This window comes from Winkia neuii subsp. neuii DSM 8576 (assembly GCF_000420405.1).
GTDB lineage: Bacteria > Actinomycetota > Actinomycetes > Actinomycetales > Actinomycetaceae > Winkia > Winkia neuii.
Genome location: NZ_ATUW01000006.1, coordinates 26,699 through 49,456, shown reverse-complemented (window position 1 = coordinate 49,456; position 22,758 = coordinate 26,699). Strand labels below are relative to the sequence as shown.

Genomic DNA, 22,758 nt, shown 5'->3' with positions numbered 1-22,758 from the left:
GATGAAAGAATCATTAATAATATTAACAAATTTATAACATTCGTGCTTGGCTGCCCGTTAGGCGAATGCTTATTCGCCCTGGTTGCGACGCCGCTGCTGATCTTCTCTGAGTACTTCGGCAACTTGTTCGGATACGGGCTCTTCGATGGTGTCGCGCAGCTCGGAAGAGCGCATCAGGGCAACCAGGATGAGGCAAATGAAAGTGGAGGCAGTACCCACCATGAAGATCGCCCCCATAGCTTCTGCAAAAGAATCTTGTATCAGGTGCGCCACCTGCGGGTTTTCCCCCGCCGCCGCCATCGAATGGCCAGAGGCAACCTCGGGTGGAAGCTTGACCCCGGCCTCGGAAAAACGCCGGCGCAACTGGATTGCCAAGTTGGCGTTGAACACAAGTGAGGCAACTTGCACCCCGATTGCCCCGCCCAGGTTCCTGAAGAAAGTGACCATCGCGGTGGAGGCCCCCATGTCGCGTAGTGGCACGGTGTTTTGCACGGCTAACACCAGGTTTTGCATAGAGGAGCCCTGGCCTGCCCCGAGCAGGAACATGCCCACCCACAAGACCACAAGCGGGGTGGCCTTATCGGTAAAGGACAAGATTGCCAAGCCGGCCACCATCATTACGAAACCACTGACCACGAAGCGTTTCCACCTGCCCAGCGCACTGACGCGCCTGCCCGTGAGCGTAGAGAACACGAAGGAGGCAATCATCATGGGCAACATGCACATCCCCGAAGCGGTGGGGCTCATATGCCGCCCAATCTGGAAGTACTGCCCGAAGTAGACCATGGGGGCGTTCAGCACGAGCCCCAGCCCGATTGAAGCCAACACCGCCAACGCCACGGTTCGTTTTGCAAGCAAACGCACGGGTACGATCGGCTGCGGAGCTGCCAACTCCACAAACACGAATGCCACCACCGCGGCAACGCCCAGCCCCACCATGACGAGCATGGGTGTAGCTGTCCAAGACATGATTTGGTCGCCACCCATCGAAATGTATATGAGTAGCAGCGAGACGCCTGCCGTGCCTAGCGTTGATCCCAAATAATCCACCTTGGGGTCTTTGATGACTGAAGCTGGCACGTGCAGCTTCTTAGCAAGTACCGCCATTGCCAAGAGGGCGAAGGGCACAGAAATCCACAGGCACCAGCGCCAGCCCGCCAAATCAACTACGAACCCACCCACGATCGGCCCAGACACGTTCGCGACTGTGATGACCGCGCCGAAGTAGCCGTTGTAGCGACCCCGTTCGCGGGGGGAAGTAATAACAGCCATTACCGTTTGCACCATTGCCATAAGAGAGCCGAGCCCGGCCCCCTGCACAACGCGCATTGCAATCAACATGTTGGCGTTCACAGAAATGCCGGCCAGCAGGGACCCCGCGGCGAAAATGGCAATAAAGAAAATGAGCAGTTTCTTTTTGTCGTACAAATCGCCTAGGCGCCCAGCTATCGGAGTGGCAGCAGTTGTGGAAAGCAGCATAGAGGTGACAACCCAGGCGTACTGGGTTTCGGAGCCGTGCAGAGACGAAAGCATCACCGGCAGGGCTGTCCCCACAATTGTCAGTGACATAACGGCCACAAACATGACCAGCAGGAGGCCGACCAGGACCTCCATTGTTTCGTTTTTGGGCGCACGCCCCCGCTGCAAAATTCTTCCCATTTATTCCCTCCTCGCAAAGGCTACTCCCGGCTCGGATCATCGGCGCGTTCAAAATGGGTGGAAATTGCGAGGCTTTCGTCACCGCTGCATTTTTTTAGCTCTGAAAGGGAGGGGGCCTTTAGTAGGCTGGAAGGCGTGAAATTGTCGGTATTACAAACGGTGTGTTTGACCCTGGTTGTTATTGCCAGCGCCTGCGGGATCTTCAGCTTCGTTCGCGGACTGCTGCAGATGGTGTCCATCGTGGCGGACGGAAAGCCTGCGCCCTCGCGAACCAAACCGGTGGGGCGGCGCCTGTTTATGGCTATCTGGAAGCCTCTGACCCACTCTGCTTTTAAAGGTAGGCCGTGGATCAAAGTGGCCCACTGGCTCGTAATGGTGTCTTTCCCGCTGCTGTTTTTGACTTTGGTAACCGGCTACGGCCAGGTGGTAAATCCGTATTTCACCCTGCCTCTGTTGGGCTCGTTCGCACCTTGGGAGTGGGTGGTCGAGGCCATCGCCTGGCTGTCGCTGGCAGGAATCCTTTGGCTTATCGGGGTACGTACCCGCGCGGGTAAGGGACGCGAGGGCGAGGCAGCAGGCAAGGGGCGGGACGGTCACACCGAGCCGTCGCGCTTTTTAGGTTCTGCAAATTCGCACGCCCGTTTTGTAGAGGCCGTAATCCTTTCCGTAGTGCTTTGTGTTTTAGCCCTGCGCGTTTTGGAATACGCGCTGCTTTCCAAAACCCCTGGCACCGCCGTATCTGCCTGGCATTTCCCCTTCACCTTCCTCCTAGGCAAGGTTGCAGCTACAGCTTCGGTAGGGGCGTTAGAGAACGCCATCGTCGTAGTTTCCACCGCAAAGATAGTCATCTCGATGTTGTGGATGGTGGTAGTTGGGCTGGCTATCTCGATGGGAGTGGCCTGGCATCGCTTCTTAGCGTTCGTAAACATCTATGCCCGCCGCAAGCTGGACGGCTCCAAAGCCCTGGGGGCGGCCTCCCCCATGTACGTAGAGGGCGAGCCTGTCACCGCCCAGACGATCCAGAATTTAGCTCAGCTCGAGGACGCCCAACTGGGCGTGGGCACGCTCGCAGACATGACCTGGAAAGACCGCCTCGACATTTTCTCGTGCACTGAATGCGGGCGCTGCCAGGAAATTTGCCCCGCCTGGGCTACAGGAAAGCCGCTGTCGCCAAAGCTCTTCATTACCGCCCTGCGCGACCATGCGGTAGCCTCTTCTTCCTTCGTGCAGGCGGCTGCCAAAATGGGTGCGAGCGACACCGACTCGCTAATCGAAGGCACCAAGAATTTCTATCGTGGCTCGCTCATGCCCCACAACGGCGACGTTCTGGGGGCACTCCGCGATTCCGGCATCACCGGCCCTGACGGGGTTGCAATAGAACCAGCCCCCCTAGTGGGCAACGTAATTGCCCCCGAAACCCTGTGGGCGTGTACCACCTGCGGAGCCTGCGTCGACCAGTGTCCGGCTGACCTCGAGATATTGGACCACATTTTAGATTTGCGCAGGCATCAAGTGACAATGCAAAGCGCCTTCCCGTCCGACTTAAACCGCCCCATGCGAGGGCTGGAACGCCAGCAAAACCCCTACAGCCTCTCTGCTAAGAAGCGGTTGGACTGGGCCCGGGAGCTCGATTTTGAGGTGCCAGTTGTAGGGATCGACGTTCCCGACGCCAAATCCGTAGACTACCTGTTCTGGGTGGGGTGCGCAGGCGCCTACGACGACCGCGCCAAAAAAACTACCCAGGCCGTAGCTCAAATGCTGCACCACGCCGGCGTGTCTTTTGCCGTATTGGGCAACGGCGAAACCTGCACTGGTGACCCTGCCAGGCGCGCAGGCAACGAATTGCTCTACCAGACTCTAGCAGCTGCGGCAGTAGACAAACTGAACGAAGCCTCCCCCAAACGCATCGTAGTTACGTGCGCCCACTGCTTCAACACCATCGCCAACGAGTACCCGCAGTTGGGCGCATCCTTCGAAGTAATTCACCACACCGAGCTGCTAACCAAGCTAGTCGAAGAAGGCAAGCTGAAACCCCTACTCGAACAGGGCCCCCACAAGGTGACCCTGCACGACGCCTGCTACCTGGGCCGCCACAACGGCATCTACAACGCCCCCCGCGAGCTCCTAGGCGCCCTCCCAGGCTTCGAAGTAACCGAAATGCCCCGCAACAAAGATCGGGCAATGTGTTGCGGAGCCGGCGGAGCACATGCCTTCATGCAAGATAAGATCGGGGTGCGCATGGCCGATGCTCGCCTCAGCGAAGCTGCTTCAACCGGCGCCGACACGGTGGCTACCGCCTGCCCCTTCTGCTCCACTATGCTCGCCTCCGGCAGGGTCAACTCCGGCGAGGCCCCCCAGGTTACAGACGTCGCCATTTTGCTACGCGACGCCGTACTGGAAAAACCCAAAGAAGTAAAACCCCAAGAACAGCCCCAAGAAGAAGACGACTGGGACGACTTCTTCGACTAGAACAGGGCCCTCCTGGGCCAAAACTTAGAAAACTAAGAACCCGTCCTCGTCAACGGCACGCCCGCCCGCAACGGAGCAGAGCGCCCGAGCTACCGCTTCGATCGTGTCAGCTACGCGCAGGCGCTCAACCCGGGTACTGCGCGGCACCTTAGCAGCACCCGCCTTCCAAGGATCCTGAGGGAGCCAACGCAACAAATAGCTGACTGCCTCGCCCTCGGCCCAAGGCTCGTAGCGCACTGCCGTGGGAAGGTAGTGAGCCGGTTCAACCACCAGCTCGATGCCCGAAGAATGCCCTGCCTTTCCCACCAGGTGATACCCGGGAGCGGTCTGCGCCATAGCTGCCTGCTCGTCGTACTCGTCGGCCCGGCGATGCAGCTCCTGGCGCTCAGCCCGAGTCATCTTAGCCGTAGCCGCAGCCCTGATCCCCTGCACGTCGCCACTCAACTTGTCTGAAGCAGCCTTACTTGGTCCCAAGACGGGCGCATCCAACGTGGGCACAATGGAACCTACTACGTCTACGACCTCGGCCGGTGTCAAAAGTGTGGGCGCATACACGACCATGCCCACAGAAGAATCCGGATCCGGAGTAACCACTTTGGCCGTGTCCGGAACGCGCAACTGCCCAGCCAGGCGCCGAGCTATCTTCCTACAAGCATTCACCGCCTGCAAAAAGGCACCGGCGGGAGCCTGCTCAAACGCATCGATCAGCGGATCCAAACCGCGCAAGTTTGCCGGCACCTTACCCGCCCCCTCGCGTTCGCAGCACAAAATGAAAGCCCTGGTAATATCCGCGTGAAACCCCATCTCGGAAGCCACCAGTTTTTCGACCTGCCACGGCCCAGAAAGGTAGGCGGCAGAAGAGATTTGTAACTTCCCAGGGCCAACCCACCCGGCCTGCTCCCACAGGGAAACTGCGAGCGCCTCAACCTCGCTAGCTTCGACCTCGTCCTCGAGGCCAATCACTACATTTGCGGCTGCCTGAGCCAGCGGAAGTTCGCCTTGCACCTTGTACCACTCCTGCCCAGGGTCAAACGAAACCCCCTGGGAGGAGGAAAGCCCCTTGGCCCCCACCCGGTAGGCGGGAATACCCAGGGCAGTAGACGTTACTGTATTTGGAATGGCCGCAATGTCGTCGCTAAAAGTTTGTTCTGCGGCCCACGCCATTTTTTCTTCTGTAGGGATGCGGCGAACCGGCTTGTTCATTCTAAGTTGCTCCGCGTAAACCGCAGGTACGAACGCGAGGCCGTGGGGCCTCGTTGGCCCTGGTAGTGCGAACCGAGGGCGCCGGAACCGTACGGGTTTTCAGCCGGCGAAGTCAGGTCGAAGAAGCAGAGCTGACCAACCTTCATGCCGGGGTACAGCAGTATTGGCATGGTGGCCGTGTTCGAAAGTTCAAGCGTGACGTGCCCGGAAAAGCCCGGATCGATAAAACCGGCGGTGGAATGGGTTAACAGGCCCAGCCTGCCCAGGGAAGACTTGCCTTCTAAACGGGCCGCGATGGTAGCGTCCAACGTAACTTTTTCCCAGGTGGCCCCCAAGACGAATTCCCCAGGGTGCAGTACAAATGGTTCCTCGCCCTCAACTTGGACCAAATGGGTTAGATCGGCCTGCTCGCGGGCCGGATCGATCACCGAGTACTTGTGGTTGTCAAAAAGGCGGAACCACCTGTCTAGGCGCACGTCAATAGAGGAAGGCTGGATGAGCTCGGGGCTGAGCGGGTCCAGAGCAGCCCTGCCCGAATCCAGGGCACGCCGAATATCACGATCACTTAGCAACACGCCTCCATTATGCCTAATTTTGCCCACTTCACCCGAATTTGGGGCCGTAGGGGTTCAGGAGCTGTTGCCCTTTTGCTGTTCGCGGGCCAGTTGCCGCTTAGTCTTTAGGCTGGGGCGGGCCGTGGTGGGATCTTCTGGCCAGGGGTGTTTTGGGTAGCGTCCGCGCATTTCGGCTCGCACCTGCGGGTAAACATTTTGCCAAAACGATTCCAAATCCTGGGTGAGGGCGAGCGGCCTCCCAGCCGGAGAAAGTAGCGCCAGCTGGATCCCAACCTTGCCCCCGGCTACGGTCGGGGTTTGCTGCCAGCCGAAACAAGCTTGAAGTTTCACTGAGATGCGTGGGGGTGCCCCCGCGTTAGCATCGTATTCGAGTTTTACGCTGTTGCCGCTTGGCACGGTGAGCCGTTCCGGAGCTAACTCGTCGAGTTTGGCTGCCTCGGGCCACGGTAGCAGCCCTTGCAGAGCAACTGTGGTGGGCAGATCTGTCAGGGGCACCCCGCGTTCCATCTCGGTGAGCAAGGGGGCGGTAAAGTATTCGTTTTGGCCAAGGGCCTCCAGCGACGTGTCTGGCCAGGGGTCTCCTAGAGCACGGTGTAGGAGCAACAGGCGGCGGCGCAGATTTTCCCCATTTTTCGAAAACGTGAATAGCCCTGCCCCGCGGGCAGCAAATTCGGCGCGTATTGCCTGCCTAGCTTCCTGGCTGGTGGCAGACGTGGGTGCGGAAGCCAGTTCAATTTGGCCTAGCCGCGTGATTTTTTCGGCCCGAACCCGACCTTTGTGAAAGCCTACCTTGACCTGGGTGCGGGTGAGCGCCTTTCCCAGTCTGCGGGCATCGGCTTCACTGAGAGGAGCAGCTAGACGAATAAGCGGCCCCGAGCCAGTATTGGACAGGTCGGCAACGGCTAGCCACTGTTGGCCTTCAAGTGGCGAGCCTGCCGGCAGTGCAGCCCCACTCCCCTGCGCCAGCAGGTAGTTCGTCGAGTTGCCTCGCCTTCTGGCAATCCTGCCCGGGTAGGCCAGGGCCACCATTTCGCCCTCTGCATTTTCTACCCCGGCCCCCCTCGAGGCGGGCACGAGGGCGGCGAAACGTTTCGCATCCGCCTGCCAGCGGGCGGGACGAGCGCGCAGCAGCTGCCGGTGCAAAGCTGGAAGGTCCGCCCCCGGGCTACGCTCGTCTGAGCTGAGTGTGGCCACTATGCTGCCGGCGTTTTTGCTGCCGAGGCGGGGTGCGCCCTCGTAAAGAGCACGGCCCAAGCGCGGGTCGGCCGGAATCTGGGCAAGTTCGCGTCCAAGAGGGGTGATTGTGCCGGCTTCGTCTATTGCTCCCAGGGAGCGAAGGGTTTGTTCGGCTCGTTCGAGGGCGGCTTTAGGAAGTGGCGAGGGCAAGTGCATGCCGCGAGCGCGGGGGGCTCCCCAGGCGGCGAGTAGCAATGCCATCCCCGCTAGATCTGCGGTTTCCACTTCGGGGGCGGAGTGGGGTTGCATGCGGGCCCAGTCGACTTTCGAAAACAGGCGGATTACCCGGCCGGGACCTAGGCGGCCGGCTCTACCCGCCCGTTGCGTGGAAGCGGCTTTTGAGGAGTATTTGGTTACGAGTCCGCTCATCTGTCTGGCCACGTCGAATGCGGCGGAGCGTTCGAGCCCGGAATCTATTACTAGTTGCACCCCGGGGACTGTCAGCGAGGATTCGGCTATGTTGGTGGTGCATACTAGTCGTTTTTCGCCTTGGGGCAAGGCCAGTATTTCGTCCTGTTCGGCGCTCGTGAGCCGACCGTGCAGGGTGCGCACGTCTAGATTGGCAAAAGCGCTTTTCGCGGCCCCGGCTGCTAGGTTTAGCTCGCGTACGCCGGGCAGGAACAGTAGAGCAACTTGGGCCGGGCCCGCATCCAGGGCGGCCGCTGCGGTTTGTCCCGCGTATTTCAGAAAGTCGCGCCCGGTTCCCCGCTCGTTTAGGCGGGGGAATTTACTGGGCTGGTAGTCGATTTGGAGGGGGTAGGTGTCGGCGTCTATTTCTACTGTGGGCACCCCTCCCAGGGCGGTGGCAAAGCGGGGAGCGTCGAGTGTCGCGGACATGGCTACTACACGGAAATCTTCGCGCAGTTCGCAAATATCGCGACAAATCCCTACTGCCAGGTCGGTGTCTATTTGCCGTTCGTGCACTTCGTCGAGCACTACGGCACTGATTCCCTTGAGTTCTGGGTCTGCTATGGCGCGCCGCAGCAAAACCCCGGTGGTTACGAACTCAACTTTCGTTTCGCGGCTTAGTTTTCTTTCGCCGCGCAGAGTGAGCCCAACCTCGCCTCCCACCTGCTGCCCTAATAGTTGGGCTAGGCGCCTCGCTGCCGCGCGCGCAGCCAGCCTGCGCGGCTGGGTGACTACAACCCTGCCGGACACTTGCTGGGCGAGGGCGGGTGGAACCAGGGTGGTCTTGCCGGTTCCGGGTGGCGCCGATACTACGGCTGCTCCGCACTCTTTGAGGGCTTCTGCCAGTGGCGCAAGAACCGCGAATGCGGGTAGGTTCCCGCTAGCTCGGTTTATTTCTTCTATAGGCAGCACCTCTTTAGCATAAGGGAACTTGGAGGTAAGGAAATATTCGTGGAAATATAGCAGCTATGACGGCAGATAAGAAGGCAAAAGCGCTATCTAAGCAGGGCTGGGTTCCCAACCAGCATGGAGCTTGGGCAATGGTCATTTTGCCCTTCTGGATTGGTGCGCTGCAGGGCGAGTGGGATCTACACATTGCCTTCTTGGTGTTTGCCGTTTGGTTCTTTGGGTACTTTACATTTTTTGCTTGCAGTTTGTGGCTAAAGTCCAAAGGCCGGCGAGGGCGAGCACCCGCCCTCACTTATGGCGCTATTACTGCGCTGGCAGGCCTGGTGGCGGTGATTGCGCGGCCGTGGCTGTTGGCCTGGGCCGTACCCTTCGTGCCACTTACCGCCCTAGCCTTGGACCGCACCGTACACCACGCCGAGAGGTCGCTGATTGCCCGTTCGGCAACTATTTTGGCGGCCGGCATGATGACCCTGGTGGGGTACGCCTGCACTACCGGGGTGCAAACCATTGCCGGGCTGTTCAAGACCGGTCAAATAGGCCCACAAAGTGCCACAAACGAGGCCGAATCGCTAACCGGGTGGCCGTGGGTATTTTTCATGGCGTGTGTACTTACGGTCTACTTTTGGCTGTCGGTCCCCTACGTGAAATCCCTGGTGCGCAACCGCGGTTCACTTGCCATGACTGCGTTTTCCATAAGCTCACATGTAATTGCCTGTATAGGCATAACTGTTGCTGTATATAACACGTGGCTACACCCGGTCAACGCCTTGATATGGTGGATTTTCTTGGCTGGCAAATCGGTAGCTGCCCCCGCCTATTGCGCTATTACCGGCAAACGGATACGCCCCAAGGTGATCGGCTACACCGAGGTAGCCATATCCTTGGCCGTAATCGTTTCCCTGCTCATCAGCTAGGGCATCGGCCCTCCACGTACCCGGCACATTGTCGTCAACTATGCCGCACGATTGCATAAAAGCATAGGCGGTCTTTGCCCCAATTCGCTCGGCCCCGTAAGCGATAAGTTCCTGGGCTAGCAGTTCAGACTCGGGCGACTTAGAAGGGACCTGCCCGCCATCTTGAGGGCGAGGACGCTTCGGATCCCAGTATTTCCAGGCGATGGCGCCCAGTCCCCCATCTGGGCGCATCTTCTGCACGGCCCTAGCTAGGGCTACTACGGCCTGCACTTTGCGCCTGTTGCGGATTCCCTCGCGGTTCGCAAGCACCCGCTCAACGTCGGAGTCAGTAAACCTGGCTACTGCATCTACTGAAAACCCGCACAAAATCTGCCGCAACTGGGATCGTCGCAGAAGTATCTGCTGCCAGCGCATCCCCGCCTGGAAAATTAGCAGCGCCAACAGCTCGAAGAGCCCGGCCTCACCAGTTAGGGGAATAGACCATTCACTGTCGTAGTAGTTAGTTAGGACCGGGTGCCCATACGCCCAGGCAGGGCGTCCGAGGCCGTCCTCGCCAACTACCGCATCAAATCCATATCTCATACTCGCACGCTAGCGAGCATCGTGACGGGCAGCGCGGAACAATCCCCCTTTGCTGTGGATAAGTTCCACAGCTGCGCCTGTGGAAACTTATACGGGCAGCGTTATGGCTGGTGGGGCTAGTAGTCCCAGTCGTCCAAATCGTCCGCCCCGCTTTCGGAGGGCTCGTCCTCGTCAAAACGATCGTCGCGCCAATCCTGGAACCCATCCGCCTCGTGGCTACCCGTCAGATAATCCGAATCCTGCGGAGCATAGGCCTCATCCCACCCCGACTCGGCCCACCGAGCTAACTCGTCGACCTCCGCCGAGTCTTGGTCCGAGTGGGATTCTAAAGATTCCGCACCCGCATCTTGGGTGGACGCCGGCGAGGGCGAGGTGGAGGCATTCGGATTCAAAATCGCTACCGCTGCCGCCAAATCCGCGTCACTCAGATCGAGGTCGGACACGTCAGTGTCTGAACTGGCCTGGTAAACCTCCTCGGGCAGACTCTCGCCAACCAATTCTTGCGAGGCCGCTTCCAACACCGCAACCGCCTGTTCCAGGTCGCCGCACAATTCCTCAATCGCCGAATGTGCCATAAAGGCGAGCGATTCCCCGAAGGCATCAGATTCTGCGTCTACCACAGTCGAATACTGAATCGCCTTAGCCTTATCGCCCTGGTAGGCGGAAGCAAGCGCGTGTAATGCAGGCAGCTCCTGTTCCATTTCCATGGCCTCAGCCAACGCCGCCACCTGCTCGAACGCTCGTTGCACCTGCGCGGTTTCCACCTGCCCAAAAGCCGCCTGCAACACCTGGGCGTAGCCAAATGTCTCTTGAATAGGATCAGAACCAACTTGAAGATTAAACGAGGCCGGCAACATTCCCGCCTCGACACAAATATTTTGCAAAAGCCTACGCGCGCTATCCATAGCTCAATTATGCGTGAAAGGCGCCCACCTTCGCACGGGAATCTACCATTCCTCTTCTTCGTCGTCCTCTATTTCGACGTCTTCAATCTCGGCCTCGTCCTCGTCTTCGTCCTCGACCCCGTCGACTACGTCCGCAATGTCAGCGTCGTACTTGTCCGCCACCTGCACTAGCGCCTCACGCACCTGGGCCGGCTCCAATTGTAGGCGCAGCAGGTGCCCACCCATTTCGCCAACAATCTCGGCAACAATGTCGACATCTTCAATATCTACGTCCTCGAGCGCACGCTGCAGACCCGCCATGTCGGAAGCTAACGCGTTTTCAAGCAGTGTAACCGCCAGCAGGTCTAGATCCTCGTCACCGTCGACCGAATCGCTCAGTTCCTCGGTCCCATGCAGTAAATCGCGACGAGCCAAACCAGCACAATCCGCCACCTCTTCGAGCAACCACGCATACCCCTGCGCAACCCTAGAAAGCTGGCGCCTATTAGAGACATCTACCCAAAGTTCTTCGCCGCGCCTATTCGAAGTCACAATACGCAGATTGCGGACCAATTCAGCTAGGTCTACACCAAGTTGATCAGCGGGAATACGAGGCACTTTCTTTCCTTTCTTACGCACTACCTGTAACGGTAGAACGACGGGCGGAAAAACTCCATCTGCGAGGCAGTGTTTTATTTCGCTATCCCAGTCAGCGTCTATCCCAGTTCGGATCGTGGCCGCGCAATTTATCCAATTGGCGCCGTTCCCGCTTGGTTGGTCGGCCCGTTCCGGGGGCCCTGCGCGCCACCGGCAAATACATCTTCGGGCGCTCGGGAGAGAGATCTTCATAACACGTGCGGGCGACTGGTGCCCCCACCCTTTTCTTCAGCAGCCGCTGCACCACAAATATTTTGTCAAAACCCTGAATGCGCACGCGCACTTCATCGCCCACATGCACCTTAGTGGCGGGCTTGACCGGTTCTTTATTGATGCGCACGTGCCCCGATTTGGCCAGCTGCGTTGCCAGCGTACGAGTTTTTACAACCCGCACGGCCCACAACCACTGATCTACCCGGACGGGGCTAGCCTCTTGCTCGGTCACGACTGCGTCACCCCAGCGAAGGGAGTTAGCGGGGCCGGATCAGGCAGTTTTCTAGAGCGCGCCAGCACCAGATAGGACACTACCAACAAAATCAGGTATGGAATCCCGGCGTACCACACTACCGGAAGCTCCCAGTACAGCAGCACGAATATTGCCACAGACACGGCAATGATTAGGTAGTTCACCAGCGGGGAGCCCACTAAGAAGGCGGGTGGCTTTTGCGCGTGCGAAGAATCCTTGCGGAAACGCAAGTGAGTGAGCATAACCATCACCCAAGTCACCAAGATCGATACAGTAGCACAGCCGTAGAGGTACAAGAAGGCGCTGTCGGGAGCACATATGGCCAGAACCGACGCGATAACCATGCCGACCGTAGCAATCAGCACCGCCCCGCGCGGGGCCCCATGCCTAGAAGTAAAACGGGCAAAGTTGGGGGCCATTTTGTCGAGGGCTAGCGAATGGATCATGCGCGAACACGAATACAAACATCCGTTGGCCGCAGATAGGGCTGCAACAATCAAAATGGCGTTCATGATGTGCCCGGCTGCGGGCACCCCGGAAGCATCGAGCACCTTGACGAAGGGCGATTCTGACACCGACCCGGTATGGGCGGCAGTGTCCTGCCAGTTCTGCAGGGCCACTACCACAGTTACAGCCAACACGTAAAAGATCAGTAGGCGCCAGATCATAGCGCCGGCTGCCCTGGGAATGTCGCGTTCGGGATGCTCAGACTCGGCGGCTCCGACCGAAACATTTTCAATACCCCCGAAGCTGAAAACAGCCATACAAGCTGCAATTAGGATGCCGCTGAGCCCCTTGGGTGCAAATCCGCCATGCTCGGTAAGGTGGCCGAATCCGAGTGGCTCGGAATACGCTGGCCAACCAAATAGCAGCAGCGACAGGCCCAGCAAGATGAAGACACAAATCGCGGTCACCTTGATCATCGAGAACCAATATTCAGATCCCCCGTACAGACGCACCGTAGCCATATTCAAGCCGACAATGAACACGGAGCATAAAACGGTTCCGGCCCCCAACGACAGGCCGGGGAACCAGTGTTGCAAGTATGTTGCGGTGGCAGTCACCTCCGCGCCCACTGCAGTGAGCATGCAGATTGAAAAATTCCAGCGGGTGACATACCCACCCATCTTTCCTAGATAGTGCGCCGCAATGGCACCATGCCCGCCGGGTACGGGGTAGACCGAAACCATTTCCGCAAGTGCCCATACGATTGCCAGCGCACACAGGCCCGCCAGCGCATACGAGATAACAGTGGCAGGGCCAGCTAAGGCAATCGTTGACCCCGCCCCCAAAAAGAGGCCGGTTCCAAGGGCTCCAGACAAACCGATCATCGATACCTGACCAGATGTCAACCTGCGATCCAAGTGCGTTCTATTTTCGCTAGTAGACATGAAATCCCTCAGTTTAGATTGCCGTGACCCGTAGATTCTACGCTTCTCAGAATGTGGCAAATATTTCAGTCCGGCCTATGGAATATTAAGGCCGATAGCCTTAGGCTAGAGCCGTCCCCAACAACGCATCTGCCCCGGCCAACACGGTTTCACTAGCGACTAAGAGGGCAAAAATTGCCGACGCAGTCGCTAAAAGATGAGAAAAACATTATTGTTTTATAATGTACGCAGGTTCCAACTAAGGGAGGTTGAAATGGCTACAACGAAGGGCCATGGTTTCACCCCCACAGGCAGAGGCTTTAGACATTTTCTCCACCTGGTAGGTTTTGTGGCCTTGATGCCCTGCTTCATAGTTCCAGCCACCGCGTTGGCAGATCAGCCTCCCTCTCCCACCGCAACCGAATCTGACGTTCACAGGAAAAGTGAACACTCTGGCAGCAGCAACGGCGAAGCGGGCCCGGCTGCCCCCACGGGAGCCCAGGCGGGAAAGGAACACAAAGGGGCCGGAGTCGACGGCCACCCCCAGGGCGATTCAGTCTCAGCAGAGCCGGCAGACCCCAGCTCGCCTAAATCCCACCTTTCCCCCAAATCAGACCCTAAAGACAGAAATCGACTCGAGGCTGACCCCCACCCCCGCACTCCTCGCGAAATAACCCCCTCAGCCGACGCCGACGCGCTCCCCGAAAACGGCTATGGAAGCTTGGCAACCAACGAATCCGGCCCTGGGACGGGCGGGGCGTCCTCGGCAAGCAAGTCCGTTTCTCCCGGCAGCCTCGCGGGCAATCCCGCCCAAGCTATACCAGACGCGGGATCTGCCCCCTCAGCTAATCCGCGTCCCAAAACTATCGTCCCAAAACGTTCAAATAGTAAGACGGAACCAGACGGTGCCGGCGGTCAAACAGCCACCTCGGATCGCCCCCACGTAGTCTTGCCAACCACCTCAGTCGAAGAGCCAGCACCCTGGTATTTCGACGCAGATCTGCTGATTGTGGGCTTTATTGGGCTCTCGCTCGCAGGCCTCATAGGGCTCGGAATTGGGATGAAGATTCCCGGTTGGCGCAAAAAAGTGCGCCGCTAAGCAGAAACCACCTAGCGGACACGCCTACAAAAGTGCTTGAGGGCGCCACTAGGGTTTGGCTATGAACGCAGTCGTTATAGCAGTGTGCCTCATGCTCCTCCTAGCCGTAGCACGGGTACACGTAGTCCTCGCCCTCTTCATGGGCGCGTTAGTTGGAGGCCTAATGGGGGGCCTCGGGCTAGACGGAACCATGGTGGCCTTCCAAGAAGGGCTCGGCGCCGGCGCCAAAATCGCCCTCTCGTACGCCCTCTTAGGCGCTTTCGCAATGGCGGTAGCCCACTCCGGACTTCCGGATCTACTTGCCGATTGGCTAATAAATAAGCTCAATGCTGCAGAGAGCACTTCTAAGGCACGCACAGTCACCAAGTGGGCCATGCTTGCCGGCATTGCCGCAATGGCAATAATGAGCCAAAACGTGATTCCCGTGCACATCGCCTTCATCCCCCTACTGATTCCGCCGCTGCTGGCCGTAATGAACAAGCTGGCTCTGGATCGGCGCGCCGTAGCCTGCGTGCTGACCTTCGGATTGGTCACCACCTACATGTTCTTGCCCCTTGGATTCGGCAAAATCTTCCTGAACGACATTTTGCTCGGAAACATTCAAAAGGCCGGCCTGGACACCTCGCACCTGAGCATCATGAAAACCATGGGCATACCCGCCCTCGGAATGCTGCTTGGCTTGCTAATAGCGCTATTTGTTACCTACAGAAAACCCCGCCAATACCGCACCGCGCAGATTGAGCTGGAACAAAAAGAAGTCTCCAAATACCGCATCGGAGTTTCTGTGGTTGCTATCGCAGCTTGCTTTTCCATCCAACTGGTGCTGAACACTATAGGCTCTGACGCCGACGCGTTGCTTGTGGGCGCACTGGTTGGCCTAGGGGTCTTCATCTTTACCGGAGCCATAAAAGTGCGCGAGGCCGACGAGGTATTTACCTCCGGGATGCGCATGATGGCCTTGATCGGGTTCATTATGATCAGCGCCCAGGGATTCGCCAACGTGATGAGCGAATCCGGCCAGATCGCCCCGCTTGTAAAGTCCACAGCCGCCTTGTTCGGCGACAACAAGGGCATGGCGGCCTTCGCCATGCTAGCGGTGGGGCTGCTAGTGACAATGGGGATTGGGTCTTCCTTTTCTACCCTGCCCATCATTTCGGCCATCTATGTTCCGCTCTGCGTAACACTCGGGTTTAGCCCCGCGGCTACCGTTGCGCTTATTGGCACGGCGGGAGCGTTGGGCGATGCGGGCTCGCCGGCCTCGGATTCTACGTTGGGGCCCACGGCCGGCTTGGACGTTGACGGCCAACACGACCACATTCGCGATTCGGTGATCCCCACCTTTTTGCACTTCAATATTCCCCTGCTGATTGCTGGCTGGGTAGCGGCAATGGTGTTGTAGCTTCCGTTGCGCAGAAAAGGAAACGTAAGGCTGGCAAACTAGAGACCATGAGAGCCGACTTTCATAAGGAATTAGCGAACGACCCGCGCGCCTCCGTGCTCTTGTTGCACGGCTACGCCGAACACCAGGGCCGCTACAGTCAGTTGAAAAAGTCGCTGGCACTGGGCGGCTACGACGTCTACAGTTACGACCAGTATGGCCACGGGCTGGCTCCCGGGCCTAGGGCTACCGTGGACGTGGGCAAGCTAATTGAGGACCATCTGCAGGCCCGCACCGGATTGTTGGGGCAGCTGCGCACCGAAAAGCTGTTCTTGTTTGGCCATTCCATGGGCGGTCTAATCACGGCCGCTTCCGCGCTTATTAGGCCCGAGGGCGTAGCAGGGGTTGCGCTTTCTGGCCCGGCTTTGTTGAATGCCTCGCTCACGCCAAAGCTGGCGCGTCTATTAATGCCCGTAGCCGAGATGTTTCCAGGGCTGGGCACAATTATGCTCGACCCGAACGCTGTCTCGCGCGATAAAAAGGTGGTTGAGGATTATCAGGCCGATCCACTCAATTACACCGGCAAGGTGCCTGCCCTCACCGCCCTCACCATGGTCAGCCAAGGGGGCGAGGTGCTCTCGCATGCCGAGCTATGGCGCCTGCCGCTGATTATTTTCCATGGCGAAGAGGACAAGCTAGCTGCCCCTGCCGGATCACACTACTTCATGGAAGATGCCCGGGCAGGCGGGGCTACAGATCTGACAATGGTGGACGTGCCTAAGGCTCGCCACGAGGTTTTCAACGAGCCCGAAGCCCCCGTGTTACGCGAAAAACTTTTGATCTGGCTATCGCAACACTGACAGCTACTGCTGGGGCAGAGGATGCCCCAGCAGTAGGCCCCACTTTTCCATTTCTGGGCATCTGAAAAAATTTTTTGGAAAATATTGGCTAAACTTTGGCTACCATTTGGCCACCAGCGATGGTTTAGAGCGGGCGGAAACTATATGGTAGTTAATACGACAAGCTCCCTTGAACTGGGTCTCAGTTCAAGGGAGCGTCTGCGCGCCCGAAGGGACTCGAACCCCCAACCTTCTGATCCGTAGTCAGATGCTCTATCCATTGAGCTACGGGCGCATAAGCGCTGATCGCTTTGATGTAAATACTCTACAGCGGGAACGCAGAACCACCAAACTGAGTGAACGCGATACTCATCACAGCCCCCTCTACCTGCACAGATACGACTTTTTTAGTTCTTTATGTAGCACTTGCCAGCAATAGTGCCATTTGGCTCACAACCCCACCTAACCGCGAGACAATAGAACCATGATTGAAAAGCTGGCACCCATGGTTGCTCCCGCTCACGACGACTTCACTAAGACTGAACCAGAAAGGCCTTATGCCACTTTGCTGGAAGCATTTGGGCTGGCATGGCTGGCTGAGCCGATGTCCGAGGGGGGCGCTTTCGTTGTTCCCCACACGGGCGCTATGGCGGGGCAACTTTCTACCCGAAGGATCCGCGAAACTCGCGTTGACGAACAGGCTGCATTCGAGTTCGGCAGGGCTCTGGCTCGCACCCATGCTGCAGGGGCTGGCGGTTGGGGCGCTCCCCCGAGGGGATGGGAGGGCGACGGTTACATGGGTCGCAAAGAGCTTCAGCTGCCCGCTGCCGGAAGTGAAGACTCCCTACCTACCTGGGGGGAATTCTTCGCCACCCAACGCATACTGCCTTGCCTCAAGTATGCGCGCGACAATGGTTCCATGTCGGCCTCGGAAATCAGCGTCGTCGAAAGGGTTGCCGCCCGCATTAGCGCAGGCGACTTCACCTCCGCCCAACCCGGGTTATTAGCCTCCGACTCCCCCGCGCGCATACACGGGGACCTGTGGACTGGAAACGTTCTGTGGGCTGACAGAGATTCCCTAGATTGGGCCCCGCCAGCGGCTGGTACCGGACAGGCAGACGGGAAACGTTCCGATCTACACCGCGTCGTTGGGGTAATAATCGATCCGGCCGCCCAGGGCGGGCACGCCGAAACCGACCTGGCCTACCTGGAAGTGTTTGGACAACCCTATTTAGGGCAGATATATGCCGGCTACAACTCTATTTCTAAGCTCGAAACCGGCTGGAAACAACGCATGGACATCCACCAGCTACACATTTTGGCCGTACACGCGGCAATATTCGGCGGCGGCTACGGCCACGCGACCGCAACCACCGCCATGCGCTACCTGTAGCAGGCTTCTTGGCCCCTACTCGTCTAAAGCCAAGTCGAATCCCTGGTCCGCAATAGCCTGTACGACACGGCGGCGCTCCGGATAACTACGCTCCATTACGCGGGTGAGCTGATCAGTAAACGAATCTACCCGTCGATTGGCATCGCGCAAATCGTAGTAGCTGGTCATCTCGGAATCGTAATCCTTCAATGTCTGCAAATACGTACCCTCGTCGCCCTCGGCATAAGCGTTTTCGAACGTGCGCAGCTCCATGGGCATACGGGGCTTGAGCTGCGGTTTTTGTGCGGGCTCGCCAAACATCAATCCCAGCACAGGGAAGGTCAGCTTAGGCAGCCGCAACGTTTTGATGAGCTCCCACGGATCGTTGATGACCGACCCCAAAAAGCAGGTGCCCAACCCCAGCGACTCAGCAGCCACAGCAACGTTCTGCGCCATCAGCGCCGCATCGGTAAACCCCTGGAAGAATCCATCCATGGTAGCGGCATTCTTCGGATCGTGCTGCTTCTCTGAAAGAATATGCTGCGAGCGGTTTAGATCGGCAACAAAAATCCGCAGCTCGGGAGCCTCAGACACGTAATCCTGATGGCAAATCTTCGCAACAGCCTTCTTCTGTTCGGAGTCTGTAACACGGATCAACGACGCCATCTGCAGACCGCAAGAGGTAGCTGTACGGCGGGCAACAGCCAGCAGCTGCTCGCCAACTTCCGGATCCAAGTTGCCGGATGCAAACTTTCGAATAGTTCGATGCGAAAGCTGAGTTTTTATCGTTTCATTCATGCTTAGAACGTAACGCTATTTGCCAGCCGCTGCAGTATATTTTCATGAACCGTGAACATGCAATTAGGTGAACCTAATCTCGCTTTACTAAGCCCTCGCGCACCAGCCAATCTGCGGCAACCTCAGCCGGATCCTCCCCGCGCACATCCACCGCCGCATTCAGCTGCTGCAGCGCCTTGGTAGTAAGACGCGGAGTGATCTGGGCGAATACTTTTCCAATCCCCTCGGATTGATCCAGCTTCGAAGTGGCGATCACGGGGGCAACCGCATACGAGGGGAAGTAGCCCTTATCGTCTTCCAGCGCCTTCAAATTCAGTGACAGCAACCGCCCGTCTGTGCTCATTATTTCCCCAACTTTGCACTGCCCATCCGCGAGGGCCTCGTACATGGCACCCTGGTCCATCAATTTGATGTTCGCCCTCGGCAGGTTTTCCCCTATTTTCAACCCGTAGTGTGCCAGAGCCGGTTGCAAGCCGTCGTCGCGGGAGAAGAATTCTGGATCCGCGCAGATAGTCAGTTCTGCCGGATCTAATTTTGCCACGTCTGAAAGCGTTTTGAGGGACTTGGCATCCCTAGCGCGCACGGCGAACCCGTAGCTGTTATTCATGGGTGCGGGCGGCAACCAGGTCAAACCGTTCTTTTTGTCTGCGTCCCGCACCAGCCGGTATTGCTTGTCGCGGTCAGCCACGCCTTTTCCACCCAAATAGATGGTCCAGGCGGTACCCGTGTACTCCCATTCGAAATCTACGGCCCCAGAGGTGTGCGCCTGCCGAGCCGACTGTGAACCGGGCATGCCCGTCTTATCAGTGACCTTGTATCCGGCGGCACGCAGAGCAATCACGGCCATCTTGCCCAACACGAGCCCTTCGGTAAAATTCTTCGAACCGACCGTCACGTGTACGCCCTCGGCACCAGCTTGCGTACGCAGCGAAGCGGGCTGCACTTCGGGGGCAAAACCAGAAGAAGGGGCCAAAGCACAGCTGGCCAAAGTGGCGGCTGCTAGCAACAAAAAGAGAGTTTTTTGGGCTTTCATCAGATTCCCTTCGGCCGGGCCCACGTCTCGATCATTTGCCCAACCCAATCCACAGCCAAGGCGAGCAGAGCAACTAGCAGAGCGCCAGAGAACAAGAGTTTGTACAAAAACAGTGTCATCCCCGTTTGGATTAGTACCCCCAGCCCCCCGCCGTTTACGAACACGGCTAGGGTGGCGGTTCCAACCAACAGGACGAGGGCGGTGCGCAGCCCGGCTAAGATCACAGGGCTGGCCAGCGGAAGCTCGACTTTTGTTAGTACACGGAAGGCGCTCATCCCCATGCCACGGGCGGCTTCGACAGTGTTGCGGTCAACCCCTTGCAGGCCAACCATTGTCGACGCCAGTACGGGCAAAACGGCGTAGGCCACTATTGCTATTAGCGCCGTTTTCATACCAAACCCAATGCCCATTGCAATAAGCACTATCAGGCCAATCGAGGGGGCCGCCTGCCCTATATTCGCAAGGGCGAGGGCAAGTGGCGCCACCTTGCGGAAGGGCTTGCGGGTGAGTAGCACTCCCAGCGGGATCGCTACCACCACCACAGCCACCGCGCCTATGCCCGTTAGCAGCAGGTGTTGGCCGGATATCGCAGCCAGGTTGGTGAGGTTTAGTTGGCGGGATTCTGCGCTGGTGAGCGAGGCGGTGTGAAGCCAAAAGAGGTATGTTCCCAACACGGCTACTAACGCGAGCGGGGTGAGCCAGAGGTTGCGGGCGGGCTTGCCTGATTGCATTATTCCTCCTGGCTGATCTGATCGAGCAGATCGCCGGCACGCAACGCGAAACGGTAACGCCCGGCCGCGTCGACCACCAGTACGCCGTTGTGGGTTGAGGTGAGCATTAGCTCTAACACGTGGGCCGCATTGTCGGTTCCGTGCACGAGCGGGAGTGCCTCATCCCGGCTTTGCCGGCTGGCACCGTTTTTATACTGCTTGGTGCTCAGCCATGCTAGGGGACGATCCGAATCGTCTAACACCACGATGCCGTGTCCGCCAGCCTGAGCGGCCTCGGCAAGGACTTTTTCCCGGTCGTCATTTTGCCGGGCCGTTACCGTGCGCGACGCGGTCAGTTCTTCCACGGGTTTGAGTTTGAGCAGTCGCGTGGCCGCATTGGCACCCACAAAATCGGAAACGAAATCGTCTGCGGGCGACATCAGTATTTCGGTGGGCGTTCCCACCTGGCGCAAACGTCCGCCCTCGGAAAGGATCGCAACCCGCGAGCCTAGACGCAACGCTTCGTCCAAGTCGTGGGTGACTATAACAACGGTGGTACCCAGCCGAGCTTGAGTAGACAGCAGGGTCTCTTGTAGAGAACGGCGGGTAATTGGGTCGACGGCTCCGAAAGGTTCGTCCATTAGGAGAACGGGCGGGTTCGCCGCGAGTGCCCGGGCCACCCCCACGCGCTGTTGCTGGCCTCCTGAAAGGTCGCGGGGGTAGCGGCTCGCGTACGTTTCCGGGTCGAGGGCGACCGTGTCCAACAACTCGTTCACACGCATCTTTATGCGCTGCTTATTCCAACCAAGCAGCTTGGGCACCATGGCCACGTTTTGCTCCACCGACAAGTGTGGCATCAGCCCGCCTGCCTGAATGACGTAGCCGATCTTGCGGCGGAGCTTGTCCGGGTTCATGCCCGTCACGTCGTGCCCGTCGATAATGATCTTGCCGGAGCTGGGTTCAATCAGCCGGTTGATCATCTTTAACGTGGTAGTTTTGCCGCACCCTGAAGGACCAACGAGGGCGAGGATTTCTCCGCCCTCAATATCCAGGTTGAAATCGTCTACCGCCGGAGTGGAGGCGCCGGGGTAAATTTTGCTCATGTGGGAAAGGGTTATAGCTGCCCCACCACTTAGATTTTCGGGCGCGTTTTTGTCAGTCACGAATTCCCCTTGAGATTGTGAGGCGGCCCAGCGTAGCCAAGCCAAGGTCTGCGATCAGGGCAACTGCCACTATTAGGAGCGTGCCCACGAGCGCAGAATGTAGCGCTCCGGCCCCTCCCAGGCGAGCCAGCCCAGTGAAGATCAGGCTGCCCAAGCCCGGCCCTAACACGTAGGCCCCAATCGCTGCTATTCCCATGATCATCTGCGTGGATACGCGGATCCCAGAAAGTATTAGAGGCCAAGCCAGTGGCAGCCGAATTTTGAAGAAAGTGGCCTTTTGAGACATGCCCTGCCCACGGGCGGCTTCGATCACTTGAGGGTCGACACCCGCCAGGCCTACTACCGCATTGCGCATGATTGGGAGCGAGCCGTAAAAAACAAGGGCTATAACGGTTGGAGCAACTCCAAAACCGAAGGGTGCCACCAAAAGCGCGAGTAGCGCAAAGGACGGGATGGTTAGCCCAATTGTGGAAACGTTGTTTAGCAGCGAGCGCAGCAGCGGAGTCTTGTATGCAAGGGCAGCCAGAGCTACCGCAAGAAGAGTTGCCAAAAATATACATTGGGCAACCAACCACGCATGTTGCACGGCCATGAACAATAGTTGGTGCCACCGCTGCGCTATAAAGTCAGCCATTGAATCAGCTCCGCCATATCAGAGTGGTCCCCAGTTTAGGGCAGTTACAGCGGGTGTGCAGAAGATAAGATCAACTCCGCAAAGACGATTCATGTAAGAAGGCACTTTATTAGTTAGCTGCATCGGCTAGGTGCTCGCCAGAGACATATTTGCCCCTCCTGCACCTGCACTGCTGGCTGCCAAAATGTGAGGTTTGCCTTTTGCGTGTGAGTCGGTTTGTGAACAACACGTAAATTTGGGTAGGCTTGCCGGTGGAGACGTCGCATAGTGGCCTAGTGCGCCTCCCTGCTAAGGAGGTTGGGGCGTTCGCCCCTCGTGGGTTCAAATCCCATCGTCTCCGCTCTAGCCCCGGTATTCGTTGAAATACCGGGGTTTTTCGCGCCCTGGCGTGCCCTAACGT

The 22,758-nt window shown here is 58.2% G+C and carries 19 protein-coding genes, 2 tRNA genes and 1 pseudogene; 7 read left to right on the top strand and 15 right to left on the bottom strand.

Features of this window, described 5'->3' with window-relative positions; translation table 11 throughout:
* Window positions 1-69 precede the first annotated feature (69 nt).
* The gene (locus tag G437_RS0106755) at window positions 70-1,659 is read right to left on the bottom strand and encodes an MDR family MFS transporter (RefSeq protein WP_024331807.1); all 1,590 of its coding nucleotides are present in this window, start codon (window positions 1,657-1,659) and stop codon (window positions 70-72) included.
* A gap of 135 nt (window positions 1,660-1,794) precedes the next feature.
* Here G437_RS0106755 and G437_RS0106750 point away from each other — a divergent pair, with 135 nt between their 5' ends.
* Window positions 1,795-4,128: a (Fe-S)-binding protein gene (locus G437_RS0106750; protein WP_024331806.1), complete on the top strand. Its 2,334-nt coding sequence runs from the start codon at window positions 1,795-1,797 to the stop codon at window positions 4,126-4,128.
* Window positions 4,129-4,152: 24 nt separating this feature from the next.
* Here the strand turns inward: G437_RS0106750 and G437_RS0106745 are convergent, their stop codons facing one another.
* Genes G437_RS0106745 through hrpB form a run of 3 tightly spaced genes read right to left on the bottom strand, consistent with a single transcriptional unit; the run spans window position 4,153 to window position 8,462 of the window.
* Window positions 4,153-5,331, bottom strand: a complete 1,179-nt coding sequence (locus G437_RS0106745) for a hypothetical protein (RefSeq protein WP_024331805.1) — start codon at window positions 5,329-5,331, stop codon at window positions 4,153-4,155.
* Window positions 5,328-5,906 (bottom strand): dCTP deaminase, encoded by a 579-nt coding sequence (dcd, locus tag G437_RS0106740; protein ID WP_024331804.1) that lies wholly within the window; start codon window positions 5,904-5,906, stop codon window positions 5,328-5,330. The genes G437_RS0106745 and dcd overlap by 4 nt, the downstream gene beginning before the upstream one ends.
* Before the next feature lie 54 nt (window positions 5,907-5,960).
* On the bottom strand, window positions 5,961-8,462 hold the full coding sequence (gene hrpB, locus G437_RS0106735; protein WP_024331803.1) for an ATP-dependent helicase HrpB: 2,502 nt from the start codon (window positions 8,460-8,462) through the stop codon (window positions 5,961-5,963).
* 56 nt (window positions 8,463-8,518) lie between these two features.
* Between hrpB and G437_RS11615 the strand changes: the two are divergent.
* A pseudogene (locus G437_RS11615) lies at window positions 8,519-8,923 on the top strand (YwiC-like family protein); the annotation flags it as partial.
* 285 nt (window positions 8,924-9,208) lie between these two features.
* Here G437_RS11615 and G437_RS11580 read toward each other — a convergent pair.
* From G437_RS11580 to G437_RS0106710, 5 genes are all read right to left on the bottom strand, one after another.
* The gene (locus G437_RS11580; protein ID WP_081638927.1) at window positions 9,209-9,955 is read right to left on the bottom strand and encodes a DNA-3-methyladenine glycosylase I; all 747 of its coding nucleotides are present in this window, start codon (window positions 9,953-9,955) and stop codon (window positions 9,209-9,211) included.
* Between the two features lie 116 nt (window positions 9,956-10,071).
* On the bottom strand, window positions 10,072-10,860 hold the full coding sequence (locus tag G437_RS0106725) for a hypothetical protein (protein ID WP_024331801.1): 789 nt from the start codon (window positions 10,858-10,860) through the stop codon (window positions 10,072-10,074).
* Between the two features lie 42 nt (window positions 10,861-10,902).
* Window positions 10,903-11,478 (bottom strand): hypothetical protein, encoded by a 576-nt coding sequence (locus tag G437_RS0106720; RefSeq protein ID WP_070454319.1) that lies wholly within the window; start codon window positions 11,476-11,478, stop codon window positions 10,903-10,905.
* A gap of 70 nt (window positions 11,479-11,548) precedes the next feature.
* Window positions 11,549-11,941: an RNA-binding S4 domain-containing protein gene (locus G437_RS0106715; RefSeq protein ID WP_024331799.1), complete on the bottom strand. Its 393-nt coding sequence runs from the start codon at window positions 11,939-11,941 to the stop codon at window positions 11,549-11,551.
* The gene (locus G437_RS0106710) at window positions 11,938-13,353 is read right to left on the bottom strand and encodes an amino acid permease (protein ID WP_024331798.1); all 1,416 of its coding nucleotides are present in this window, start codon (window positions 13,351-13,353) and stop codon (window positions 11,938-11,940) included. Before G437_RS0106710 ends, G437_RS0106715 begins: the two co-directional genes overlap by 4 nt.
* Before the next feature lie 253 nt (window positions 13,354-13,606).
* Here G437_RS0106710 and G437_RS0106705 point away from each other — a divergent pair, with 253 nt between their 5' ends.
* The 3 genes from G437_RS0106705 (at window position 13,607) to G437_RS0106695 (ending at window position 16,669) form a co-directional block, all read left to right on the top strand.
* Entirely contained in the window at window positions 13,607-14,431 is an 825-nt protein-coding gene (locus tag G437_RS0106705) for a chromosomal replication initiator protein DnaA (protein WP_024331797.1), read from the top strand.
* A gap of 61 nt (window positions 14,432-14,492) precedes the next feature.
* Window positions 14,493-15,830 (top strand): Na+/H+ antiporter family protein, encoded by a 1,338-nt coding sequence (locus tag G437_RS0106700; protein ID WP_024331796.1) that lies wholly within the window; start codon window positions 14,493-14,495, stop codon window positions 15,828-15,830.
* Between the two features lie 47 nt (window positions 15,831-15,877).
* Window positions 15,878-16,669 (top strand): alpha/beta hydrolase, encoded by a 792-nt coding sequence (locus G437_RS0106695; protein WP_024331795.1) that lies wholly within the window; start codon window positions 15,878-15,880, stop codon window positions 16,667-16,669.
* 201 nt (window positions 16,670-16,870) lie between these two features.
* On the opposite strand, the gene G437_RS0106690 is transcribed toward G437_RS0106695, so the two are convergent.
* Window positions 16,871-16,943, bottom strand: a tRNA-Arg gene (locus G437_RS0106690).
* Between the two features lie 189 nt (window positions 16,944-17,132).
* On the opposite strand from G437_RS0106690, the gene G437_RS0106685 reads away from it, so the two are divergent.
* On the top strand, window positions 17,133-18,041 hold the full coding sequence (locus tag G437_RS0106685) for a fructosamine kinase family protein (protein ID WP_024331794.1): 909 nt from the start codon (window positions 17,133-17,135) through the stop codon (window positions 18,039-18,041).
* A gap of 15 nt (window positions 18,042-18,056) precedes the next feature.
* On the opposite strand, the gene G437_RS0106680 is transcribed toward G437_RS0106685, so the two are convergent.
* The 5 genes from G437_RS0106680 to G437_RS0106660 all read right to left on the bottom strand — a co-directional run bounded on the left by G437_RS0106680 (window position 18,057) and on the right by G437_RS0106660 (window position 22,358).
* The gene (locus tag G437_RS0106680; protein WP_024331793.1) at window positions 18,057-18,818 is read right to left on the bottom strand and encodes an NADPH-dependent oxidoreductase; all 762 of its coding nucleotides are present in this window, start codon (window positions 18,816-18,818) and stop codon (window positions 18,057-18,059) included.
* Between the two features lie 73 nt (window positions 18,819-18,891).
* The gene (locus tag G437_RS0106675; protein WP_024331792.1) at window positions 18,892-19,851 is read right to left on the bottom strand and encodes a glycine betaine ABC transporter substrate-binding protein; all 960 of its coding nucleotides are present in this window, start codon (window positions 19,849-19,851) and stop codon (window positions 18,892-18,894) included.
* Complete coding sequence (locus G437_RS0106670; RefSeq protein WP_024331791.1) at window positions 19,851-20,582, bottom strand: ABC transporter permease; 732 nt, start codon at window positions 20,580-20,582, stop codon at window positions 19,851-19,853. The genes G437_RS0106675 and G437_RS0106670 overlap by 1 nt, the downstream gene beginning before the upstream one ends.
* Window positions 20,582-21,724, bottom strand: coding sequence for an ABC transporter ATP-binding protein (locus G437_RS0106665; protein ID WP_024331790.1), 1,143 nt, complete (start codon window positions 21,722-21,724; stop codon window positions 20,582-20,584). The genes G437_RS0106670 and G437_RS0106665 overlap by 1 nt, the downstream gene beginning before the upstream one ends.
* Window positions 21,717-22,358, bottom strand: a complete 642-nt coding sequence (locus G437_RS0106660) for an ABC transporter permease (RefSeq protein WP_024331789.1) — start codon at window positions 22,356-22,358, stop codon at window positions 21,717-21,719. Before G437_RS0106660 ends, G437_RS0106665 begins: the two co-directional genes overlap by 8 nt.
* 253 nt (window positions 22,359-22,611) lie before the next feature.
* Between G437_RS0106660 and G437_RS0106655 the strand changes: the two genes are divergently transcribed.
* A tRNA-Ser gene (locus G437_RS0106655) sits at window positions 22,612-22,698 on the top strand.
* Window positions 22,699-22,758 lie beyond the last annotated feature (60 nt).